This is a genomic window from Vibrio superstes, assembly GCF_003569005.1.
Lineage (GTDB): Bacteria > Pseudomonadota > Gammaproteobacteria > Enterobacterales > Vibrionaceae > Vibrio > Vibrio superstes.
On record NZ_BCUR01000004.1, the window covers coordinates 1,406,454 to 1,423,681 of the forward strand.

The following is a 17,228-nucleotide window of genomic DNA, read 5'->3' on the forward strand; positions in this document are numbered from 1 at the left end:
GATCCATGTGTATGAAATGTTGTAAGAATTTAATTCAAATAGTAGTCTTGTTGCAGATTGTTAACAATATTTATTTAATTATCAGGGTTATACGCAACAAAAGTGTTTATGGTTTGAATAAGAATAGTCACCAAGGATGGTTATGATGAAAAATTCACTAGTGATGATGTTAAGTCCCATCGTTTTAATGGCTTGTAGTCATGGCCCTATGGAATCGACGCCGCAGGACATTGCAGCTGTAGATACCAGAACAGAGTTGGTCACAAAAAAAGCAGAGCAATTGCAGTTGGAGCCTGTACTGTCTATTGACCACTCTCGTCTAGGAGCCGATGCAGGGGAAGACCTATCAGCGAGTCGAGTGAGTTTGTTCAGCGACGACAAGCTGAATGCTCAACTACTGCAACAAAACGTAGAGTCGGGGTTGGATCTACCCTTTAGAGTATTGAATTATGCTGAAGATGGCGTTGTCAAAACCCGATATACCTCAGCTGAGTTTTTAGCAAGACGCCACGGGATCACCAATAAACCGTCTTTAACAGCCTTTGACCAAACCGTAAAACAATTGGTTGAAGATATTCCCAATGCGACGCCAGCCTCCACGGCAGGCTTAACGCAAGGGTACGGGATCAGTCGAATTGTGTCTGATTATGACTTTGAAACCACAATCGAAAATATCAAGACATCGGTGTTATCTCAGGAGGGAACGATTTGGTTTTTGACCCTTGATTTTGCCAAGCGAGCTCAAGTTCAAGGGGGGACCTTACCTAAGGCGACTTTATTGGTATTCGGAGCCCCAGGCCCTGGCGCTAAGGCGATGAATGAGCACCTCAGCATTGGTTTGGATACCTTTGGTCAAAAGGTATTGGTATATCAAACCGGAGAGCAGGTTACGGTCGCATACAATGACATAGTTGAGATGGCGCGTCTGCATTATGACGATTCCGCGATAGCACACAGGGTCGTTAATGGCATGCTGGGTAAAACGGTTTCAAAAGCCGTTGAAAAATAGCAGTCACTCAATACAAGACGTCATCAATTGGCAGGGACATCCCCTGCCTAGTTTATGAACTAGGAATGAATGATTGGACTTCTTGTTCGGTATGGTATCCCCAGTCACCCTTATTGATGTCCAAAGTCACTTCACCTCGCAAGAAAAACCTTCCAAACTTGGCGAGTATCGCCTGAAACATAAAGGGTTTGGGTTTTGGATGAAGAAAAAATGAAATAAACCAAAACACAAGGACGCAGTAAACTACGGTTGTATATGAAGCTTTGGGAGTTTGGAAAGGTAGCGATTAGTTTAAGTGGTTGATGGAGTTTGACCAAAAGACTGGACCTTTCACAATAGCTTAGGTAATCCGTTAAATACTAATTTAGCAAGATCACTGGCAAACTTCTGTCCAATCACGTGTTAGAAAGTCGTGCCGAAGAATGTGATCACCAAGCAATTCTGTCGTACCTTAATTACCAAGCGACTTTGTCATTACATTAACTACCAAGGGATTTTGACGGAACTCATTTAGCTTACCTTTTAAAGTAATTAATGGAGCTTTAGAAGGGGCGAAGGATGTTCTATATGGATTCTAAATCCCAATTTACCGTCGATATTATCTGCAAAATCATCGATGGAAAAATCAGTATCAATAGCGCTACTACCTTGCTCAACAAGTCTCGTCGAACCGTTGAACGTTATCTCTGTCGATATCGGAAAGAAGGTATTCGCTTCATCATTCACGGTAATCGAGGGCGAACTCCAGCCAATAAGATCCCTGAATCGCTCAAGAAAGAAGTTCAAAGCCTCATACAAACTAAGTACTTCGATTTCAATTTGCAGCATCTTTCTGAAGTTCTCAAAAAGAATGAAGGTATCGTCATTAAGCGTGAAACTTTACGCTCTTGGGCACACGATATCCATCATGTTAAACGTGCAAAGCGACGTAGAAGCCGCGTCAGAAAGTACCGAGAGCGTATGGAGTTACCTGGGCTTATGCTTCAAATGGATGGGAGCCCTCATCGTTGGTTTGGGGATGAGAAATCTTGTTTGATAGCGATGATTGATGACGCTACGAGTGATATTCATGCTCAGTTTTTTCCCTCGGAGACCACTGAAGGCTGCATGAAGGTGATGAGAGCTTACATTGAGAAGCGAGGGATATTTAAGACGCTCTACGTCGATAGAGCGGGCATCTTCGGTGGTCCCAAACGGAGCAACTTCTCGCAGATGCAACGAGCTTGTGAAGAGCTCGGTATTGAAATTATCTTTGCTAACTCCCCACAAGGGAAAGGGCGTATCGAACGATCATTCGATACTTTCCAAGATAGGCTGGTACCAGAGCTACGAGTACGCAAGGTCACCGACATGGAGAGTGCAAATCGGTATCTACAAGAAGAGTTCATCCCTAATTACTGGGATAAAAAGGTTCGAGTTCAGCCCAAAAGTTCCCGCTCTGCTTTTAAGCGCTTACCTCCCAATTTAGATCTGAATGGCATCTGCGTACAAAAAGAATATCGAACAATACGACGTGATCATACGTTCGGCTTTAATAACAAAAGGTATGTCATCGATTCGCCCATTCGTTACTCTATTGAAAATCAAAAAATAGAGATCCGATGCCAGTTCGATGGCACATTCTGCGCTTATTTTGGCCACCGCCGATTAGATATCACGGAGTTGGTTGAGCCTCGTAAATGCAGTGAATATGGCAAAGAGGTTCAGCGGAAAATTGAAGCACTGGAACTCGTTGAACAGCTCGGCAGTATATCTAAAGCCGCCCGTATCCTTGGCTGTTCTCGCCAATCGCTTTATACCTATCAGAAAATCATGGCAGAAGAAGGGCCTATAGGTCTGAAACGGATCAATAAACCCCTCAAGCGCAACAAGAAGCGTATATCGGAGCATGCAGAAGACAAGATTATCGAGCTGACGCTACAGAACCCTTACTTTACATTGATGCAATTGATGATGGAGTTAAAACAACATGACATCACCGTGAGTATCGGCACGATTAAAAACATCTGGAAGGAAGAAAACCTTAATACCAGAGAGCTTAGGATTAAAAAATCACAATCGCTGAATATCGAGGTTTAAGGCGAGAAGTATCAATCCTAGCTAGAATGAAAGAGCATGACAGAATCGGTTGGTACTTATCCCGTCAAGATCCCTCAGTAATGACAAAGTCGTGCCGAAGAATGAGGCTTAGAACAAATATCTGCCCAAGAAACCAACGCCTCAATGAGTTTGATGTGACTATACACTGAGGCGCTTTGAGCACATATACTCGGTTGAAGCACCCCGATTTCAGATAATAAGTGCGACATTCATGGCAAGGTGTAGAAGAGGAAGCCAACTGCTGAAAGTGGTACGCTCTTCTCGCCAAAGAAACAAGCAGTACTACCATGAATTATCAGCAGTTGACCGAGGGCAAAAGATATCAGATTTCTGCCCTTTTGGAACGGGGAATTTCAGTGTTTGAGATTGCCAAAACAGTTAAATGCCACCGCTCAACCATTTATCGAGAGTTCAAGCGATGTGGCAAGAAAGAGCATTATTTGCCAGCCAGAGCACACCAACTGTCAGTAGCGAAACGACGGTATGCCCGCAAGTTTCGAATACCTCAGTCACGTATAGACTTTATAGAGATCTTGCTGACTATTGATTGGAGTCCAGAGCAAATATCTAATGTCTTAACGCGCGCTGGCGCAAAGGTGAGCCATGAGTGGATATACCGTTACGTTGCTCGTAATAAGCGACAGGGTGGCAAGCTGTATCGGCACTTGCGTCAAGGGCACAAGCGGTATCGACGAGGCAAAAAAGAGAAAGCGCCGGCTATCAAAAATGCAATTTCGATAGAGGAAAGGCCAGAGATTGTTGAGAACCGAGAACGTATTGGCGATTGGGAGATTGATACTGTATTGGGCAAGCACGGGACAGGATCCATCGTTACTATTTTGGAGCGTAAAACGCGTTTTTATCTGACAAGAAAAGTGCACTCAAAGTCAGTGAAAGATGTTACGAAAGCAACCATTGATATGTTGATGCCTTATAAAGATTTCGTGCATACGATTACAGTAGACAATGGTCGAGAATTTGCTGGCCATGAAGAAATAGGAAATGCACTGGAAGCCGATGTGTATTTCGCTCACCCCTACAGCTCTTGGGAGAGAGGTGCGAATGAAAACGCTAATGGCTTATTGCGACAATACGTTAAAAAAGGAACAGACCTAAGAACGGTTAGTGATGACGATATTGAGAGGGCGCAACAACGGATTAATTATCGTCCGAGAAAGTGTTTAGGGTTCAAACAGCCAGCTGTCATTTTTTAAGAAATGATGTCGGCTGCTTGAAAATTAAGAGTGTCGCAGTTTGGAGTTGAATTCGGGCACCACAAAAGCGCAATGCCTTGCTGATGGCCTCGCTTTTTCTTTAATAGTGGTCATTAGTGAAGCTCAATAGCGAATAGGTTACCCCACTCGAATATTCCAGAGCTCTTTGTTAACAATAAATTCATATAAAACTAATTTAATACGCACGCTCCTGTCATAAAACCTTCGTAAATTGCATCTCTTGTTTCGGGGGGCTTTATTCTTCGAACTATCTCATTGCGTTTTTTCCTATCCCCCCTTGGATTCTGTGCGTAATGCTAGGTAGTGACATTGAGTAGTAAAATGAAGTACAGAATTTCTTCAGTAATGGCGATCTCGATAGCTATTGCTCTTACCGGGTGTAAATCAGCATCTAATGACAATAACGATTCAAATACTCTCCCAGTAATGCCAGATGGTCGATGGACTTTTGGTGATATGCACGTTCATTCAACAGCCTCTGATGGCCATAATATTATTACCGGTGTATTAGATCGTGGATTTGAACGTTATGGTGGTGATTTCATCGTGACTACGGATCACTCTGGATTTAATGCTTATGAGATCAACGATGCACTGACACGTTTAGCGGTATCTGGTGAAGAGATCCTTAATCCAACGCCAAATGAAGAGCTGCATAGTCATGATTATGCCAAAGAATATTACGAAGACGACAAAGTTGGAGGTCATCGTCGCCATAATATAAGCATGGTGTATGAGAAGATCGTTGAATACCGTGAAAAATTACCGGAAGGTAAGTACCTGTTTAAAGGAATGGAATGGACCATTCCTTACACAGATGAACACGCGACACTTTTCATTCTTGATCAAGATGGCAATGTCGATATGCTGGCTGACTTTCATGATGAATACGCTAAAGGAGGAGGCAACTCCAAAGAGCTAGAACATAGCCTCAACGCTGTTCGTGAGTTGGAGGAGCACGATAATGCAGTCTTTGCATTCAATCACCCTTCTCGTAAACACAAGGTGACGATTGGTGATATACGTCATTTTCATAACGCAGCACCGAATGCAATGATTGGTATGGAAGGGGCACCTGGACATCAACGTAATCCATGGGCACGCGGATCTTATGCTGAGATTGAACCTATTGTCATCCCTGAATATGAAGACGAGTATGGCATTGCGTACAATGGTCAAACCTACGGTGGCTTTGACTACATGACGACACGTATTGGAGGCGTTTGGGATGCCTTGCTTTCAGAAGGCCGTCAGTTCTCAGTACTATCTCAAAGTGACTTTCATAGTTTTATTAAAGATTTTTGGCCGAATCAATACAGCAAAACTCATGTTTATCTGCAAGAAGAGTCTGGAGAAGGTCTGGTTGATGCACTTAAAAGCGGCACAATGTATGTGACTCATGGCGATATCATAAGCAATCTACATTTTGCAGCAACAGGCGCGGGTAACACAGCTTGGATGGGTAATACTCTTAGTGTTGATGCAGGGACTGATGTGGAGTTAACTATTCGTTTCGATATCCCTGAGTTAAATCACTCAGGACAAGAGCCCGACGTGGCCTTCGTTGACGTGATTGGCGGTGAGGTGACTGGTTATGTAAATGAACAAGATCCAGATTTCGAAAAGCCATTTACTGATACGACACGCATTCTGAAAAGCTTTGAAAAGGGTGATGCTGTGTGGAACAAAGAAGGTCGAACAGTCACTTTACGTATGACACTTGATAGCGTTGAAAGTGATATGTATGTCCGACTGCGTGGTAGCAACAATGAGAAAGGGACACCTGGATATGTTGATGATCAAGGCAACCCGGTATTAGATCTTGAGAAGTTTGATGATCAAGGGAATCCTATCGCTAATGCCAATATGCAAGCACGTTTTTCATCACCTGAAGAGCTAGCTTGGAGCGATCTTTGGTTTTATGCCAACCCTATATACATTCAAGTTAAGTAGTCTTGTAAATTTAGGTCTAGATTAATTCGCTCCTTGCTCAAGGAGCGAATTTTCATTTGAGTAAACTTATCTAATAGGCGCACAAGACCTGATCTAGTGCTTCTCGCCAATATCCTTCTTTAAATTTCCCTAGATAGAATTGAGTAACTATTTTACTTGCCCACTGCACCTTCAAAAGAGGAAATATGCAGTGCAAAAGTTTACCGCAATTTATATTACTACCTGTGGTTACAATATTAAGGTGTTTGATTCTACTTAGTCATTCAACCTTAAAGTGGAGCCACTATGAACCAGAAAGCAAAACAACTTTTACAGCACCTATGCGCTGAATACGATAGATTATCCGAAGAATTCAAATCTCGCTCTTTCCCTGAATTTTCAGAAACCATTAACCATGCATTGGGACATTGCTTTGTTCGATGCCCCGTTGGTAGCCAGCGTTTTTCAATCGTGTCGGTTAACTTTGATACTTCTGTGAGAGGGCAAGGGGTTCTAACCGAGTTCATCGATTATGTGAAACAGCACCCTTACCATTACCAAGGGGTGGAAGTGGCAACCATTGAGAATAAAAGCTTGGCAAAGCGGCTACGATCTCATGGGTGGAAATACAAATCTCTGTTTGGAAAAGTTTTCTTTTCAAACACGCCAACGCTGATCCAAGATTTTCAGTGAATCTACGGCTTCGACATTCAATGATTCGTTTAAAAGTCTGTTAGCATACGTAAAAAGCCTTGCCTTGACTCAGGCGCGCTGTCTCTATGGGTTGTGTACTCAACGTGCGCGCTTGCATCAGCTTCGTGCGATAGTTTTATACTCCAAAGTGCTCTAATTTCATTGGGTACCATAGAGTAACGCACATCGATAATTTTGAGTTTATCGGCTGGATCTTGTGCCAGAAAACCATTTGAAAATTGCCTGAAACGCTTGATGTCTTTCGCTTGTTGAGAGTTCGGGTCTAGCCAAGGAAAGTCTTTTGTAACGTTTAGCTTGTCGATGGATTCGCCAGAATACGTTTTTACCGATGCCCCCAATCTGATCGCATCCACATAGTATTTATCTTCTGTTTCGTAAATGACCTTCCACAGCAAAATGTTTGCGAATGTAGGCTTTGCTTCTAAGCGTAGCGGGGTATGTTGTCGCTCATTAACTAATTGCCATGCGCTCGCTTCTGCTCTGTCTCGCTGGACTACCCCTAGAGTTAGATAGATTAAGCCCCATAGAAGGGCAATACGTGCCAATAAAGGATTTCTCTTAAGCGTCGCAAATACCAACAAAATCAATATCGGTAGAGTAAAAGCAGGGTCAATAACAGAGATGGTATTCCATGCAAAACGTTCACTGGTTAGTGGCCAAAATAGCTGAGTGCCATAGGAGGTGCAGGAATCAAGTAGCCCATGCGTGCCGTAACCTAACGCACAAAACCCCCAGCTTTGCTTAAATGAGAGGCCACGCGGTTTCGCTATTAACCAATGCAAAACCAATGCACAAATAAAACTACCAATAGGGATGAACAGCAGCGAATGAGTAAACTGTCGATGAAATTCCAAAAACAATAGTGGATCACTCGATGAACGTATAAGCACATCTAGATCTGGGGCCATCCCAGCAAGCGCGCCTAATACACCAGCAACAACAATATGCTGTTTCTTAGTCAACGACTGAGGCACAGAAGCCCCGAGCAATCCTTGCGTTAATGGGTCCATTACTTACTCTTCGGTAGGTGTAGCTTGATACACGGAGTGCGATTAGTTTTAAAATTGAACCTAGTTTAGAAACAAGGTTACTCTTTAGCATAGATTAATCGCATTGGGTTGAGATGGAATAGAGGCCTAAATTAGACAAAAGGGTTTAGATGTAAAGCGCTGAACTATGATTTGCTAACGGTGCTGGATAACTAGAATTCTAGATCCAATAGTCCGTAAACATCAGTTGGTACTTGTGTGCAACCATGCAGAGAACTCGCATGGCGAAAGACACACTAAACGTTTTGTCAAACTCTAAACTAATTGATCATACCGCTTATGAACTAGTCTTATGTACACCAATGCATATAAGAAGCCACATTATAATGAATCATCGGCGGCATTTAGTTGAAGAAATGACAGTACCTACCCTCTGTTACACTGGAATAGATACGGAGCTGCTCTTCACCCATAATCAACCACTTCCCGGATATGCGTCTTATCCACTTCTCGCCGAACCGTCGACTCGTGCAATAATAGAAAAGATGTATATCGACCTCATAGCGCTGGCAAAACGTTATCAAACAGCGGTTATTTTGGATGCGATGACATGGATAGCCAGTTCACAACGAGGAGCAATGATTGGCCTTAATGAACATCAGCTACGAGACTTTAATCTGGATGCCATCAACCTAATGGCGCAAGTGCGAGATAAATGTGGCGATTTGCCTACATTGCTCTCGGCACAAATCGGCCCTCGAGAAGACGGTTATCAAGCAAATAATCAAATGACGGAAAAGGAATCTTTAGACTATCACTCAACACAGATAGCCACTTATAAGTCGACTCAAGCTGACTTTATTACAGCTGCCACATTGAGTTATCCCGAAGAAGCCGCAGGGATAGTATTAGCAGCAAAAAACGCAAAAATGCCTATTGTTGTCTCTTTTACCGTCGAACTCGATGGCAACCTTCCGAACGGACAAACGCTTGAAGACGCGTTAGCTAAGCTTGATGGATTAACGAAGCGTTACGCGTCTTACTTTATGATTAACTGCGCCCATCCATCGCACTTTTCACATATATTCACCCAGCAACCATGGGAGCAACGCATTAAAGGTATCGTGGTTAATGCTTCACAATGCAGCCATGCAGAATTGGATCGGTGTGAAACATTGGATTCAGGTGATCCCTTCGCATTGGGCAAGGAAGTTGCAGAGATTTGTCGTCACAATACTCAGATATCAGTAGTGGGTGGATGCTGTGGGACGAACCTTGAACATCTAGAACAGATCATGATAAATCTACGCGAGAATTGATGGTTAATAAGGCGAAGAAATATCGAAAACGATATCGCATAAAGGCCTTGTTAGAAGTTTCTGCTTTGAGCTTAGTTGCTGCAGGCGATTTTAATCAGAAGCCTTGTTCTTCTTGATGTACTTGTACGCCGCCCAAATAAGATAACCCGTTACACCGACGATGAGTGCCGAGCGAATGAGAATAGGGGCGTCATGCTCTAGTTCATTAACGTGCGGGACTATACTCGCGTACAGTCGTGTGGTGAAAAGCAATCCCATTATTAGCATAAAAACTTTGTTCATGTTACAGGCCTTTATATCAGTGCTTTATACAGAACAATGTAATCGTGAATGCCATCTCATTGAGAGCATGTTTTGTCCTGTTTGGATAAGAAGAATGCGCTTCTTAAACAAGCTCGTCAACGCGACATCCATTTATAACAGGTAAGCTAATTTTCCAAATTTGAAAATGCTCTATGCTTGGTTGGGTTAACTCTCTTGGGGATGAAGATTCATACTCTATCCTGAGGGCTATCTTTCAAACTCTAGTGATTGTATGGCTTCTTCAACGGACAGAAACTGTATCTTCGTCAGGCACATTTCTGCTTTGGAAAACTCATGCTCTTGAATCAATTGAGTTACGGATTGCAGTGATAGCGATGCCTTATTGGGTTCGAATAGATATGTGTCCCCTTTTTGCTTGATGGCGTAGCTTTGGCCTTTGCTATCAATCAGACAGTCGGAATCACCCCAAATGAGTCCTTCTAATTCTTGCTCTAACGTTAATTTTGAGTCGATAAATAGTAGTTCAGAGTCACCGTCTAACTTTAAAATACATGGCCATTGAATCATCGTCTTCCTCAAGAACAAAACCTACAATCCTGTTTTTCTACCGTAACATTAACCATCTAGGTGTTCTACTTATCCCAGTATGTGAACTCATTATCAAGGGGATGGGCAGTTTGATGATTTGCTATATGAGATAATTTTAGTAGTATCTCGTTTCCTGATCTTTGAGATAGAACTATGACCTTTAAAGCCGCAATTTTTGACATGGATGGACTGCTTCTTGATACTGAGCGCGTGTGTATGAATGCGTTTGAAAAAGCATGCCATACATTGGGTCTTGAATTTTTGAAGCCGGAGTACCTTGCTATCATTGGCCAAAATGCCCAGGGCGTAGAGCGTACTATCCGTGCCGGCTATCCTGATGATTTGGATTATCCAGCACTGCGTAAAGTGTGGATGGAGTATTACCACGATGTCACGCATCATCAGGCGATTCCCATTAAAGAGGGAGTGCTAGAGCTTCTTGATTGGCTAAAGGACAATAATATACCGATAGCGGTCGCTACATCCACAGAGCTAAGCTTGGCGAAAACAAAGCTTAAACTGGCGGGACTAGAGAGTTACTTCGATGTTCTGGCTTGTGGGTGTGAGGTGACTCATGGTAAGCCTGATCCTGAGATCTATTTATTGGCGGCAAGTAGATTGAATATAGATCCACAGCAATGTTTAGGTTTTGAGGATTCAAACAATGGTGTGCGCTCTGGTATTGACGCAAACTTGCAAATGTATCAAGTTCCAGACCTAGTTTCCCCAACCGATGAGATAGTCGCACTAGGACATCAAATTCTTCCTTCTATGCGTGATGTACTGCAACATCTAAAACAAGCGGGTTAAGCTTCCAGTTGACGGTAATCTAGGCCGTCCCAAATAACAAAATGCATTGCGAAGGTAAGACCTTCTGCAATGCATTTATCCGCTCTTATTTATCGAAATGCTATCTAGAATTTAGCGAAACTGAGGCATGTAGTCCAAGTTTGCTTGGATAGTTTCCTCTAGCGCTTTCTCCAAGATTGACCCTGTAGTCACCAGTGGATTCAATATCAAGGCTCTATGCGCCACGTTACGATTGCCGGTTACAGCAGCTTCAACTGTTAAAGATTCAAACTCTTTTAACACCTGAATGAGGCGCAAGGTATCGCTAGGAAAGGGCGCCACGCTGAGAGGTACAGGGCCTGACTTTGTGATCATACTGCTTACTTCTACGGTGCAGTCATCAGGTAGTCCTTGGATAGTGCCATTATTGCGTGTATTAACATGCATAATAGAGCGCTTGTCGTTGTAAATAGAGCTCATCAACTCGCAGGCCGCTTCCGAATAATATTGACCACCACGCTTTTCTAGCTCTTTTGGTTTTTCGCTTAGCTCAGGGTTTTGATAGATATCGAACAGACGTCTTTCCATGGCTTTCACCACTTCGCCACGAGTACCTTCACCGCTGGCTTCTTGTTGTTCTTGTTCCATGATGTCTTCGCTAGTGTAGTAGTAGCGTAAGTAAGCGCATGGAATCATGCCCATGTTGCGCAGTAATTCTGATGGCCACTCAAACTTAGGGATGTTTTGTGGAACCAAAGGATCGTTTCCAGATAGCATGGCATCTACCACATTTTGAAGCTTATCTTGACCGTTATGTAAAACTTGGCGAGCCCAGATAAAGTGGTTAAGCCCTGCAACTTGCAATACGAAGTCTTGCTCGTCCGCTCCTAATATTTCAGCAATGCCTTTTTGCATAATGACAGGTACATTGCACAAACCAACGGCTTTTACCTTGGTGTGCTTTAAAATAGCCTCAGTAACCATACCCGATGGGTTCGTAAAGTTGAGCAGCCATGCATCAGGGCACAACTCTTCCATTTCACGGCATATTTCCAAGGCTATAGGGATAGTGCGACACGCATTGGCAAACCCTCCTAGTCCATTGGTTTCTTGACCAATCATTCCATATTTAAGCGCAATACGTTCATCACGAATACGACCCTCTAAGCAGCCAGCACGGAATTGAGAACAAACAAAATCAGCATCTTTAAGTGCAGGCTTACGATCTAGGCTGACATGGACACTGATGTGCGACATGCCGTTCTTCGCCAACATACGACGAGTGAGCTCGCCAATAATCCTTACTTTCTCTGCACCATCTTTAATATCAACCAACCATAACTCACCAATGGGTAGTTCGTGATTACGCTTGATCAGACCTTCAATAAGCTCTGGTGTGTAACTAGAGCCTGCGCCAATAATAGTAATTTTTAGGTTCTGGTTCATGATGATGATTCTCGCTATGGATAAGATGATGTAATTTAAAAGCATTAAGGTTGGCTTTACAAACCAGAAATAAAAAGCTATGAATTAGCAAGTCTAATCCATGAGTGATGTCAAAGCGCTATGAATAAAAATCAACAAATTCTGTCCAATATGTACACCTTCGCCATTGCAGGAAAATCCCTTAGCTTTACCAAAGCAGGCGAAGAGCTGTTTATAACGCAAGGTGCGGTAAGCCAGAGAATTAAGTCCCTCGAAGCGCAATTGGGCTTTAGTTTGTTTATAAGAATGACGCGCCGTTTGGAGCTTACGAAAGAGGGAGAGCGATTACTTCAAGCATTGAATCAATCATTCGAGGTAATCTTTTCTGAGTTAGACGATATTAAGTTTAATGAGTTACGTGGTGAGCTATACATAGGTGTGGCGCCCACTTTTGGACAAAAATGGTTATTGCCAAGGCTTAAGAGTTTCCAAAACAAGTATCCAAATTTGAATGTTAAACTGAGGGTAAAAGCCAGTAGATTGGACTTCCAGCATGAGCCTGTCGATATCGCGATTTATTACAGCCAAGAAGAGCATCAAGGCTTTCATCGTCAAAAACTTTACGATGAAGAGCTTGTTCCAGTGTGTAGCCAAGAATACTTCAATGCACACTTTGGTAGCGAGGTACCAAGCGTAGAGCAATTTTCAAAAGCTACGATCCTGCACTGCACTGAGTCTTTAGAAGGTGGCGAGTCAGGAAAAGAATGGTCAATATGGCTTGAGAAACAATCAAAACAAGAGCTTAAATCATTTGATGCAATGCAGCGCACCTATCACTTTAATCACTCGGATATGGCGATGATCGCTGCTAAAAACAGCATGGGAATAGCAATAGCTAGGGCGTCACTAATACAAGAGTACTTAGACAGGGGGGAGTTAATTACGCCATTTGAGCGAGTTAATGCAGGGCGCGCATACGATTTGATCTGTTTAAAGGGGCAACAGGATAGAGCAAGGATTTCAGCATTCATTGCGTGGTTAACGAACCAAGTAGCACAAGAACAATGAGAGTTTCAGAAAAATAGCAAGGGAAGGGAAGTTTTGCTGACAGCTTTAAGCTAGATGTTAAAAAGGGCCTAATAGCTTTAGGCCCTTTGTCAATTTCCGACAGTAACCGCAGTGTTACTTGTTAAAGTTTGTTTTCGCTGCGTTGAACTTGTCTACGTAAGCCATCATGTCTTCTTCAACCCAAGGGATAAGACCGCTAGCAATCATACGTTTGCTACCTGTACCTATAACCTGACCGTCTCCCTTAAACTCGAAGTTCAGGGTTACTACACCGCGCTTACCATTAACATCAAAGGTGGCGCTAGACAGTTCTACTGTCGGCTCTTTGATATCAAAGCGATTAAATTCAAGCTTCATGCTTTCATAAATGATAAGAGGGCGTTTAGTGTTAAACATCATTTGCTCTTCTTTCATAAGAGGAACCATGATGTGCGGGAAGTTCATGCCTGAGAATTGTACATAGCCACGAATTACATTCTCAATTAGCTCAGCATCGGTGCAGATGTCACCGCGACGCTCCATGCTCAGATATTCTTTTCCTTTTTCATCTACCACCGCACTGTTTTCATCACATGCGTGGTTTAACTGCAATTCAACGCTATCACCCACCATTCCAGAGAAGGTGAATTTCATGTTCTGGCTTAGTCCTTCGTTCTGCAGCAATACCGCGAATAACAGGTCGCCGGGTACGCAGAAACGCTTGTTGTCTTCATCATGTATAGGGTTGAAGTCACCCGCAATGCCTTTAGCAAAATCGCTAGCTTGCTTGCGAGTAAAATGAATTGATGAATTATCACTTACGAAGTAGGGGGATAGAAACATAGTTGCGGCTTAAAGTCTTTGTAATTAGGGCAGATTTTAACGGAGTATATCAAAGGATCAAAACTTAATGGTCTATCCAGTGTGTAATTAAAGTTATATCAGTGTAACCAAGAGTGTTAAATAAAGGGAGTGTATCGATTGTTTGTTGATGCTCTCGCCTTGTAAACCTAGTAGTAGCAAGAGATTCGTTGTCGAATCAAAGTTATATCTAGAGAGGTACTGTCTGTGTGATTTAATCTCACATTTTTTAGCTGAATGCATGCTCTGCAAATCCTATTGATGAGATTCAGATCTACAGGTTATTATATTCAAAATCTATAAACTTATTCATTATTTCTAAGTATTATCAATGCCAATCGACATTGGTAAGCTTCTCCGCACAATGAAACAGATCATTTAGCACGCAAAATGTGCCTTAGGTGGAGAAACGATAATGCAATACGAAGGTAAGGTTTATAGACCTTGGACAGAAGCGAAAAGCATCCTCATCCAGACAACGCTGGGTTGCAGTATCAACACCTGCACGTTTTGTAGCATGTTCGATGATAAACGCTTTAAGGTTCGTGATATTGAGGATGTGTTTAAAGATATTGAACAGGCACGAGTGACTTATCCCCTGGTCGATTCGATCTTTTTGATTGACGGTAATGTGATGGCGGCTCGTACTGATTATCTGGTGAAAATACTCGACAAGCTTCGCAGTACCTTTCCTGAAGCGAACAAGGTCTCTATGTATAGTGGCTTGAACGATTTTAGGCGAAAAACAGTGTCAGAGCTCAAAGAAATCAAAGATGCTGGCTTGGACATGTGTTACTCGGGATTGGAGTCAGGTGATCCCGTGGTTTTGGAGAGAATCAAGAAGCGAATGACAGCGGAGCATGCCATTGAGGGTATGGCCATGGCTAAAGAAGCGGGGATCCAAACCCTGTTGTCGTTTATCTTTGGTTTAGGCGGTCGCGAGCGTTCAACAGAGCATATAGTTGCCACAACAGAGATCTTGAACATTACTCAGCCAGAAGAAATTGCACCGATGGCTTTGGCTGTGCAACCTGGGACAGTAATGGAGCAAGAGGTTCAGCGTGGCGAATTCATCATGCCGACCCAGATGCAGGTTTTGGAAGAAGAAAAGTACCTGATGGAAAACCTGAATATCGATACCTTCTATTGGGGAGACCATGGGAATAATTTAGTGCCACAAAAAGGGTACTTTCTTGATTCTAAGGCGCTATTTTTGGCCAATCTCAATCGAGTGATTAAGGCTAATCCGATGGCCTGTGATAATGTGATTCAAACCTTTTCTTGGTAACAATCTTAATGGCCTCTATTAAAGAGGCCATTTTCTTATTTGTTGATCGCTTGGTCCCAGTATGGGACATCACCAAAGTAGTCCTTAAAGAAATCAATAAATGCTCTGACCTTTGGTGCCAGCATTCGAGAGCTAGGATAGACGGCCCAGATTGCAGACTCTGAGACAATCGGAAAGTCTGTGAGTATTGGAACTAACGCACCACTTTCTAAAAGCTCATGGCAACACCAAGTAGAGCTGACGGCAATCCCTAGACCGTGCATACATACATCCCTTACGGCTTCACCATTATCGGCCCTAAAATCCCCTTTGGGCTTGACAGTTTTTTGCCCTTTTGGGGTTTCGAACGTCCAACTATTAAAGCTGGTTAGGTTGATGAAGTTATGTTCAAGAATCTCCTCGGGATGAGAGGGTACTCCGTGCTTGGCGATGTATTTTGGAGAGGCACAAACGATGCGAGTGTCTGCGGCAAGTTTTCGAGCGACTAGGCTTGAGTCTTTGAGTTCAGCATTTCGTATCGCAATATCAAATCCCCCCTCGACCAGATCTATGATTGAATCGGAAAAGCGATAATCGACCTTTAGACCTGGGTGGGCTTCCATAAACGCTTCCATCGCAGGGATAAGATGCATTCTGCCAAATGAAGCCGGAGCCGAAACCCTAAGTACGCCGGTAGGGGTTTTGTTTCCTGCACCGACTGATGCTTCGGCAGCCTCTACTGCGTTAATAACTTCTTCGGCATGGGGTAAGAAGGCTATGCCCTCTTGGGTTAATGACACCTTTCGGGTGGTTCGATGAACCAATCTTGTGCCCAATGCTTTTTCTAGCTTCGCAATATGAGAACTGGCTACGGCAGGGGTGAGAGACATCTCTTGTCCAGCTTGGCTAATATTGTGGGTTGATGCTAGACGTACAAATAATTTCACGTGCTCTATATTCATTAATTTTCAACACTATTAAACGTATTGACTAGAATACTAGTTGATTTTCAATGTATTGGACATGAATAACCAAGTGATTAATCGGTATCTAGACCTGTTAATTTGATGGATAACAAGGGGCTCTTTCAACAAAATGTGGAAAGTAATTCAACGGTTTAGTGTGTTGTCGCTTGCGCGTGCTTAGACTAAATTAAACGTGTCGAGAGCAATGATGTCGCTTTCACTAAAGGGGCAGGGACCTGTGTTAGGTGACTGCTTCTTAATACTTATTCGTAATATTGCACGTCAATATAGAGAACTAAAAAGGAAACTATCATGTCAAATAAATATTACTCAGTGCTAGAAGTTACTCCAACCAATGATGACTGGGTGGCAGATTACATAGGCCCAGCTAACGCTTTGGTGACTAAGCATGGAGGTAAGTATTTGGCGCGAACAAATAATCATGAGCGCTTGGAAGGCAGTCGAGAGAACCCAGCACTGCGCATCGTGATAGAGTGGCCATCTCGTCAAGCAGCCTTAGATTTTATGAATGATCCTGGTTATGTCCCGCATTTAGAGGCTCGCACCGCAGGCTCGGTAAGCCATCATGCCCTAGTTGAAGCAAAAGACGACCTCGCATAGTTTTAATTGTTGCTAAGAAAAGGCGTTGGGTAGTGATACTCAGCGTCTTTTTTGTTTTTTATCTCTTGGATTTGATGATTACGTTGTGCCTAGCAAAATATGT

General features: G+C 43.0%; 16 protein-coding genes. 10 read left to right on the forward strand and 6 right to left on the reverse strand.

Features of this window, described 5'->3' with window-relative positions; genetic code table 11:
• Positions 1–145: 145 nt before the first annotated feature.
• The 5 genes from D5I41_RS14455 to D5I41_RS14475 all read left to right on the forward strand — a co-directional run bounded on the left by D5I41_RS14455 (position 146) and on the right by D5I41_RS14475 (position 6,969).
• Entirely contained in the window at positions 146–1,009 is an 864-nt protein-coding gene (locus D5I41_RS14455; RefSeq protein WP_119010379.1) for a DUF302 domain-containing protein, read from the forward strand.
• Positions 1,010–1,567: 558 nt separating this feature from the next.
• Positions 1,568–3,088 (forward strand): ISNCY family transposase, encoded by a 1,521-nt coding sequence (locus tag D5I41_RS14460; protein ID WP_119008727.1) that lies wholly within the window; start codon positions 1,568–1,570, stop codon positions 3,086–3,088.
• Between the two features lie 308 nt (positions 3,089–3,396).
• Positions 3,397–4,323 (forward strand): IS30 family transposase, encoded by a 927-nt coding sequence (locus tag D5I41_RS14465; protein WP_119010380.1) that lies wholly within the window; start codon positions 3,397–3,399, stop codon positions 4,321–4,323.
• A gap of 342 nt (positions 4,324–4,665) precedes the next feature.
• Positions 4,666–6,297 (forward strand): CehA/McbA family metallohydrolase domain-containing protein, encoded by a 1,632-nt coding sequence (locus tag D5I41_RS14470; RefSeq protein WP_119010381.1) that lies wholly within the window; start codon positions 4,666–4,668, stop codon positions 6,295–6,297.
• Positions 6,298–6,582: 285 nt separating this feature from the next.
• Positions 6,583–6,969 carry a hypothetical protein gene (locus D5I41_RS14475; RefSeq protein ID WP_119010382.1) on the forward strand — a complete coding sequence of 129 codons (387 nt, stop codon included), beginning with the start codon at positions 6,583–6,585 and terminating at the stop codon, positions 6,967–6,969.
• Positions 6,970–6,998: 29 nt separating this feature from the next.
• Here the strand turns inward: D5I41_RS14475 and D5I41_RS14480 are convergent, their stop codons facing one another.
• Positions 6,999–8,000 carry a metal-dependent hydrolase gene (locus D5I41_RS14480; protein ID WP_119010383.1) on the reverse strand — a complete coding sequence of 334 codons (1,002 nt, stop codon included), beginning with the start codon at positions 7,998–8,000 and terminating at the stop codon, positions 6,999–7,001.
• Between the two features lie 524 nt (positions 8,001–8,524).
• Here D5I41_RS14480 and D5I41_RS14485 point away from each other — a divergent pair.
• A complete protein-coding gene (locus D5I41_RS14485) occupies positions 8,525–9,298 on the forward strand; it encodes a homocysteine S-methyltransferase family protein (protein ID WP_235868923.1) in 774 nt (257 codons plus the stop codon).
• A 90-nt stretch (positions 9,299–9,388) separates the two neighbouring features.
• Here D5I41_RS14485 and D5I41_RS14490 read toward each other — a convergent pair whose 3' ends face one another.
• Positions 9,389–9,580 (reverse strand): hypothetical protein, encoded by a 192-nt coding sequence (locus D5I41_RS14490; protein ID WP_119010384.1) that lies wholly within the window; start codon positions 9,578–9,580, stop codon positions 9,389–9,391.
• A 228-nt stretch (positions 9,581–9,808) separates the two neighbouring features.
• The gene (locus D5I41_RS14495; RefSeq protein ID WP_119010385.1) at positions 9,809–10,129 is read right to left on the reverse strand and encodes a DUF4144 family protein; all 321 of its coding nucleotides are present in this window, start codon (positions 10,127–10,129) and stop codon (positions 9,809–9,811) included.
• A 174-nt stretch (positions 10,130–10,303) separates the two neighbouring features.
• Here D5I41_RS14495 and D5I41_RS14500 point away from each other — a divergent pair, with 174 nt between their 5' ends.
• Positions 10,304–10,960 carry an HAD family hydrolase gene (locus D5I41_RS14500; RefSeq protein ID WP_119010386.1) on the forward strand — a complete coding sequence of 219 codons (657 nt, stop codon included), beginning with the start codon at positions 10,304–10,306 and terminating at the stop codon, positions 10,958–10,960.
• Between the two features lie 111 nt (positions 10,961–11,071).
• On the opposite strand, the gene D5I41_RS14505 is transcribed toward D5I41_RS14500, so the two are convergent.
• The gene (locus D5I41_RS14505) at positions 11,072–12,385 is read right to left on the reverse strand and encodes a 6-phospho-beta-glucosidase (protein WP_119011524.1); all 1,314 of its coding nucleotides are present in this window, start codon (positions 12,383–12,385) and stop codon (positions 11,072–11,074) included.
• 120 nt (positions 12,386–12,505) lie between these two features.
• Here D5I41_RS14505 and D5I41_RS14510 point away from each other — a divergent pair, with 120 nt between their 5' ends.
• Complete coding sequence (locus D5I41_RS14510; protein WP_119010387.1) at positions 12,506–13,432, forward strand: LysR substrate-binding domain-containing protein; 927 nt, start codon at positions 12,506–12,508, stop codon at positions 13,430–13,432.
• Between the two features lie 114 nt (positions 13,433–13,546).
• Here D5I41_RS14510 and D5I41_RS14515 read toward each other — a convergent pair whose 3' ends face one another.
• Positions 13,547–14,254 (reverse strand): DUF3581 domain-containing protein, encoded by a 708-nt coding sequence (locus tag D5I41_RS14515; RefSeq protein WP_119010388.1) that lies wholly within the window; start codon positions 14,252–14,254, stop codon positions 13,547–13,549.
• 433 nt (positions 14,255–14,687) lie between these two features.
• Between D5I41_RS14515 and D5I41_RS14520 the strand changes: the two genes are divergently transcribed.
• Entirely contained in the window at positions 14,688–15,560 is an 873-nt protein-coding gene (locus tag D5I41_RS14520) for a radical SAM protein (protein ID WP_119010389.1), read from the forward strand.
• Between the two features lie 35 nt (positions 15,561–15,595).
• Here the strand turns inward: D5I41_RS14520 and D5I41_RS14525 are convergent, their stop codons facing one another.
• Complete coding sequence (locus D5I41_RS14525; RefSeq protein WP_119010390.1) at positions 15,596–16,501, reverse strand: LysR family transcriptional regulator; 906 nt, start codon at positions 16,499–16,501, stop codon at positions 15,596–15,598.
• A gap of 315 nt (positions 16,502–16,816) precedes the next feature.
• Here D5I41_RS14525 and D5I41_RS14530 point away from each other — a divergent pair, with 315 nt between their 5' ends.
• The gene (locus D5I41_RS14530; RefSeq protein ID WP_119010391.1) at positions 16,817–17,125 is read left to right on the forward strand and encodes a DUF1330 domain-containing protein; all 309 of its coding nucleotides are present in this window, start codon (positions 16,817–16,819) and stop codon (positions 17,123–17,125) included.
• The last annotated feature ends 103 nt before the right edge of the window (positions 17,126–17,228 follow it).

What these genes read in the sequence shown, in the direction of transcription:
- D5I41_RS14455 (WP_119010379.1), top strand. Translation starts at nt 146, where the DNA reads ATGAAAAATTCACTAGTGATGATGTTAAGTCCCATCGTTTTAATGGCT.
- D5I41_RS14460 (WP_119008727.1), top strand. Translation starts at nt 1,568, where the DNA reads ATGTTCTATATGGATTCTAAATCCCAATTTACCGTCGATATTATCTGC.
- D5I41_RS14465 (WP_119010380.1), top strand. Translation starts at nt 3,397, where the DNA reads ATGAATTATCAGCAGTTGACCGAGGGCAAAAGATATCAGATTTCTGCC.
- D5I41_RS14470 (WP_119010381.1), top strand. Translation starts at nt 4,666, where the DNA reads ATGAAGTACAGAATTTCTTCAGTAATGGCGATCTCGATAGCTATTGCT.
- D5I41_RS14475 (WP_119010382.1), top strand. Translation starts at nt 6,583, where the DNA reads ATGAACCAGAAAGCAAAACAACTTTTACAGCACCTATGCGCTGAATAC.
- D5I41_RS14480 (WP_119010383.1), bottom strand. Translation starts at nt 8,000, where the DNA reads ATGGACCCATTAACGCAAGGATTGCTCGGGGCTTCTGTGCCTCAGTCG.
- D5I41_RS14485 (WP_235868923.1), top strand. Translation starts at nt 8,525, where the DNA reads ATGTATATCGACCTCATAGCGCTGGCAAAACGTTATCAAACAGCGGTT.
- D5I41_RS14490 (WP_119010384.1), bottom strand. Translation starts at nt 9,580, where the DNA reads ATGAACAAAGTTTTTATGCTAATAATGGGATTGCTTTTCACCACACGA.
- D5I41_RS14495 (WP_119010385.1), bottom strand. Translation starts at nt 10,129, where the DNA reads ATGATTCAATGGCCATGTATTTTAAAGTTAGACGGTGACTCTGAACTA.
- D5I41_RS14500 (WP_119010386.1), top strand. Translation starts at nt 10,304, where the DNA reads ATGACCTTTAAAGCCGCAATTTTTGACATGGATGGACTGCTTCTTGAT.
- D5I41_RS14505 (WP_119011524.1), bottom strand. Translation starts at nt 12,385, where the DNA reads ATGAACCAGAACCTAAAAATTACTATTATTGGCGCAGGCTCTAGTTAC.
- D5I41_RS14510 (WP_119010387.1), top strand. Translation starts at nt 12,506, where the DNA reads ATGAATAAAAATCAACAAATTCTGTCCAATATGTACACCTTCGCCATT.
- D5I41_RS14515 (WP_119010388.1), bottom strand. Translation starts at nt 14,254, where the DNA reads ATGTTTCTATCCCCCTACTTCGTAAGTGATAATTCATCAATTCATTTT.
- D5I41_RS14520 (WP_119010389.1), top strand. Translation starts at nt 14,688, where the DNA reads ATGCAATACGAAGGTAAGGTTTATAGACCTTGGACAGAAGCGAAAAGC.
- D5I41_RS14525 (WP_119010390.1), bottom strand. Translation starts at nt 16,501, where the DNA reads ATGAATATAGAGCACGTGAAATTATTTGTACGTCTAGCATCAACCCAC.
- D5I41_RS14530 (WP_119010391.1), top strand. Translation starts at nt 16,817, where the DNA reads ATGTCAAATAAATATTACTCAGTGCTAGAAGTTACTCCAACCAATGAT.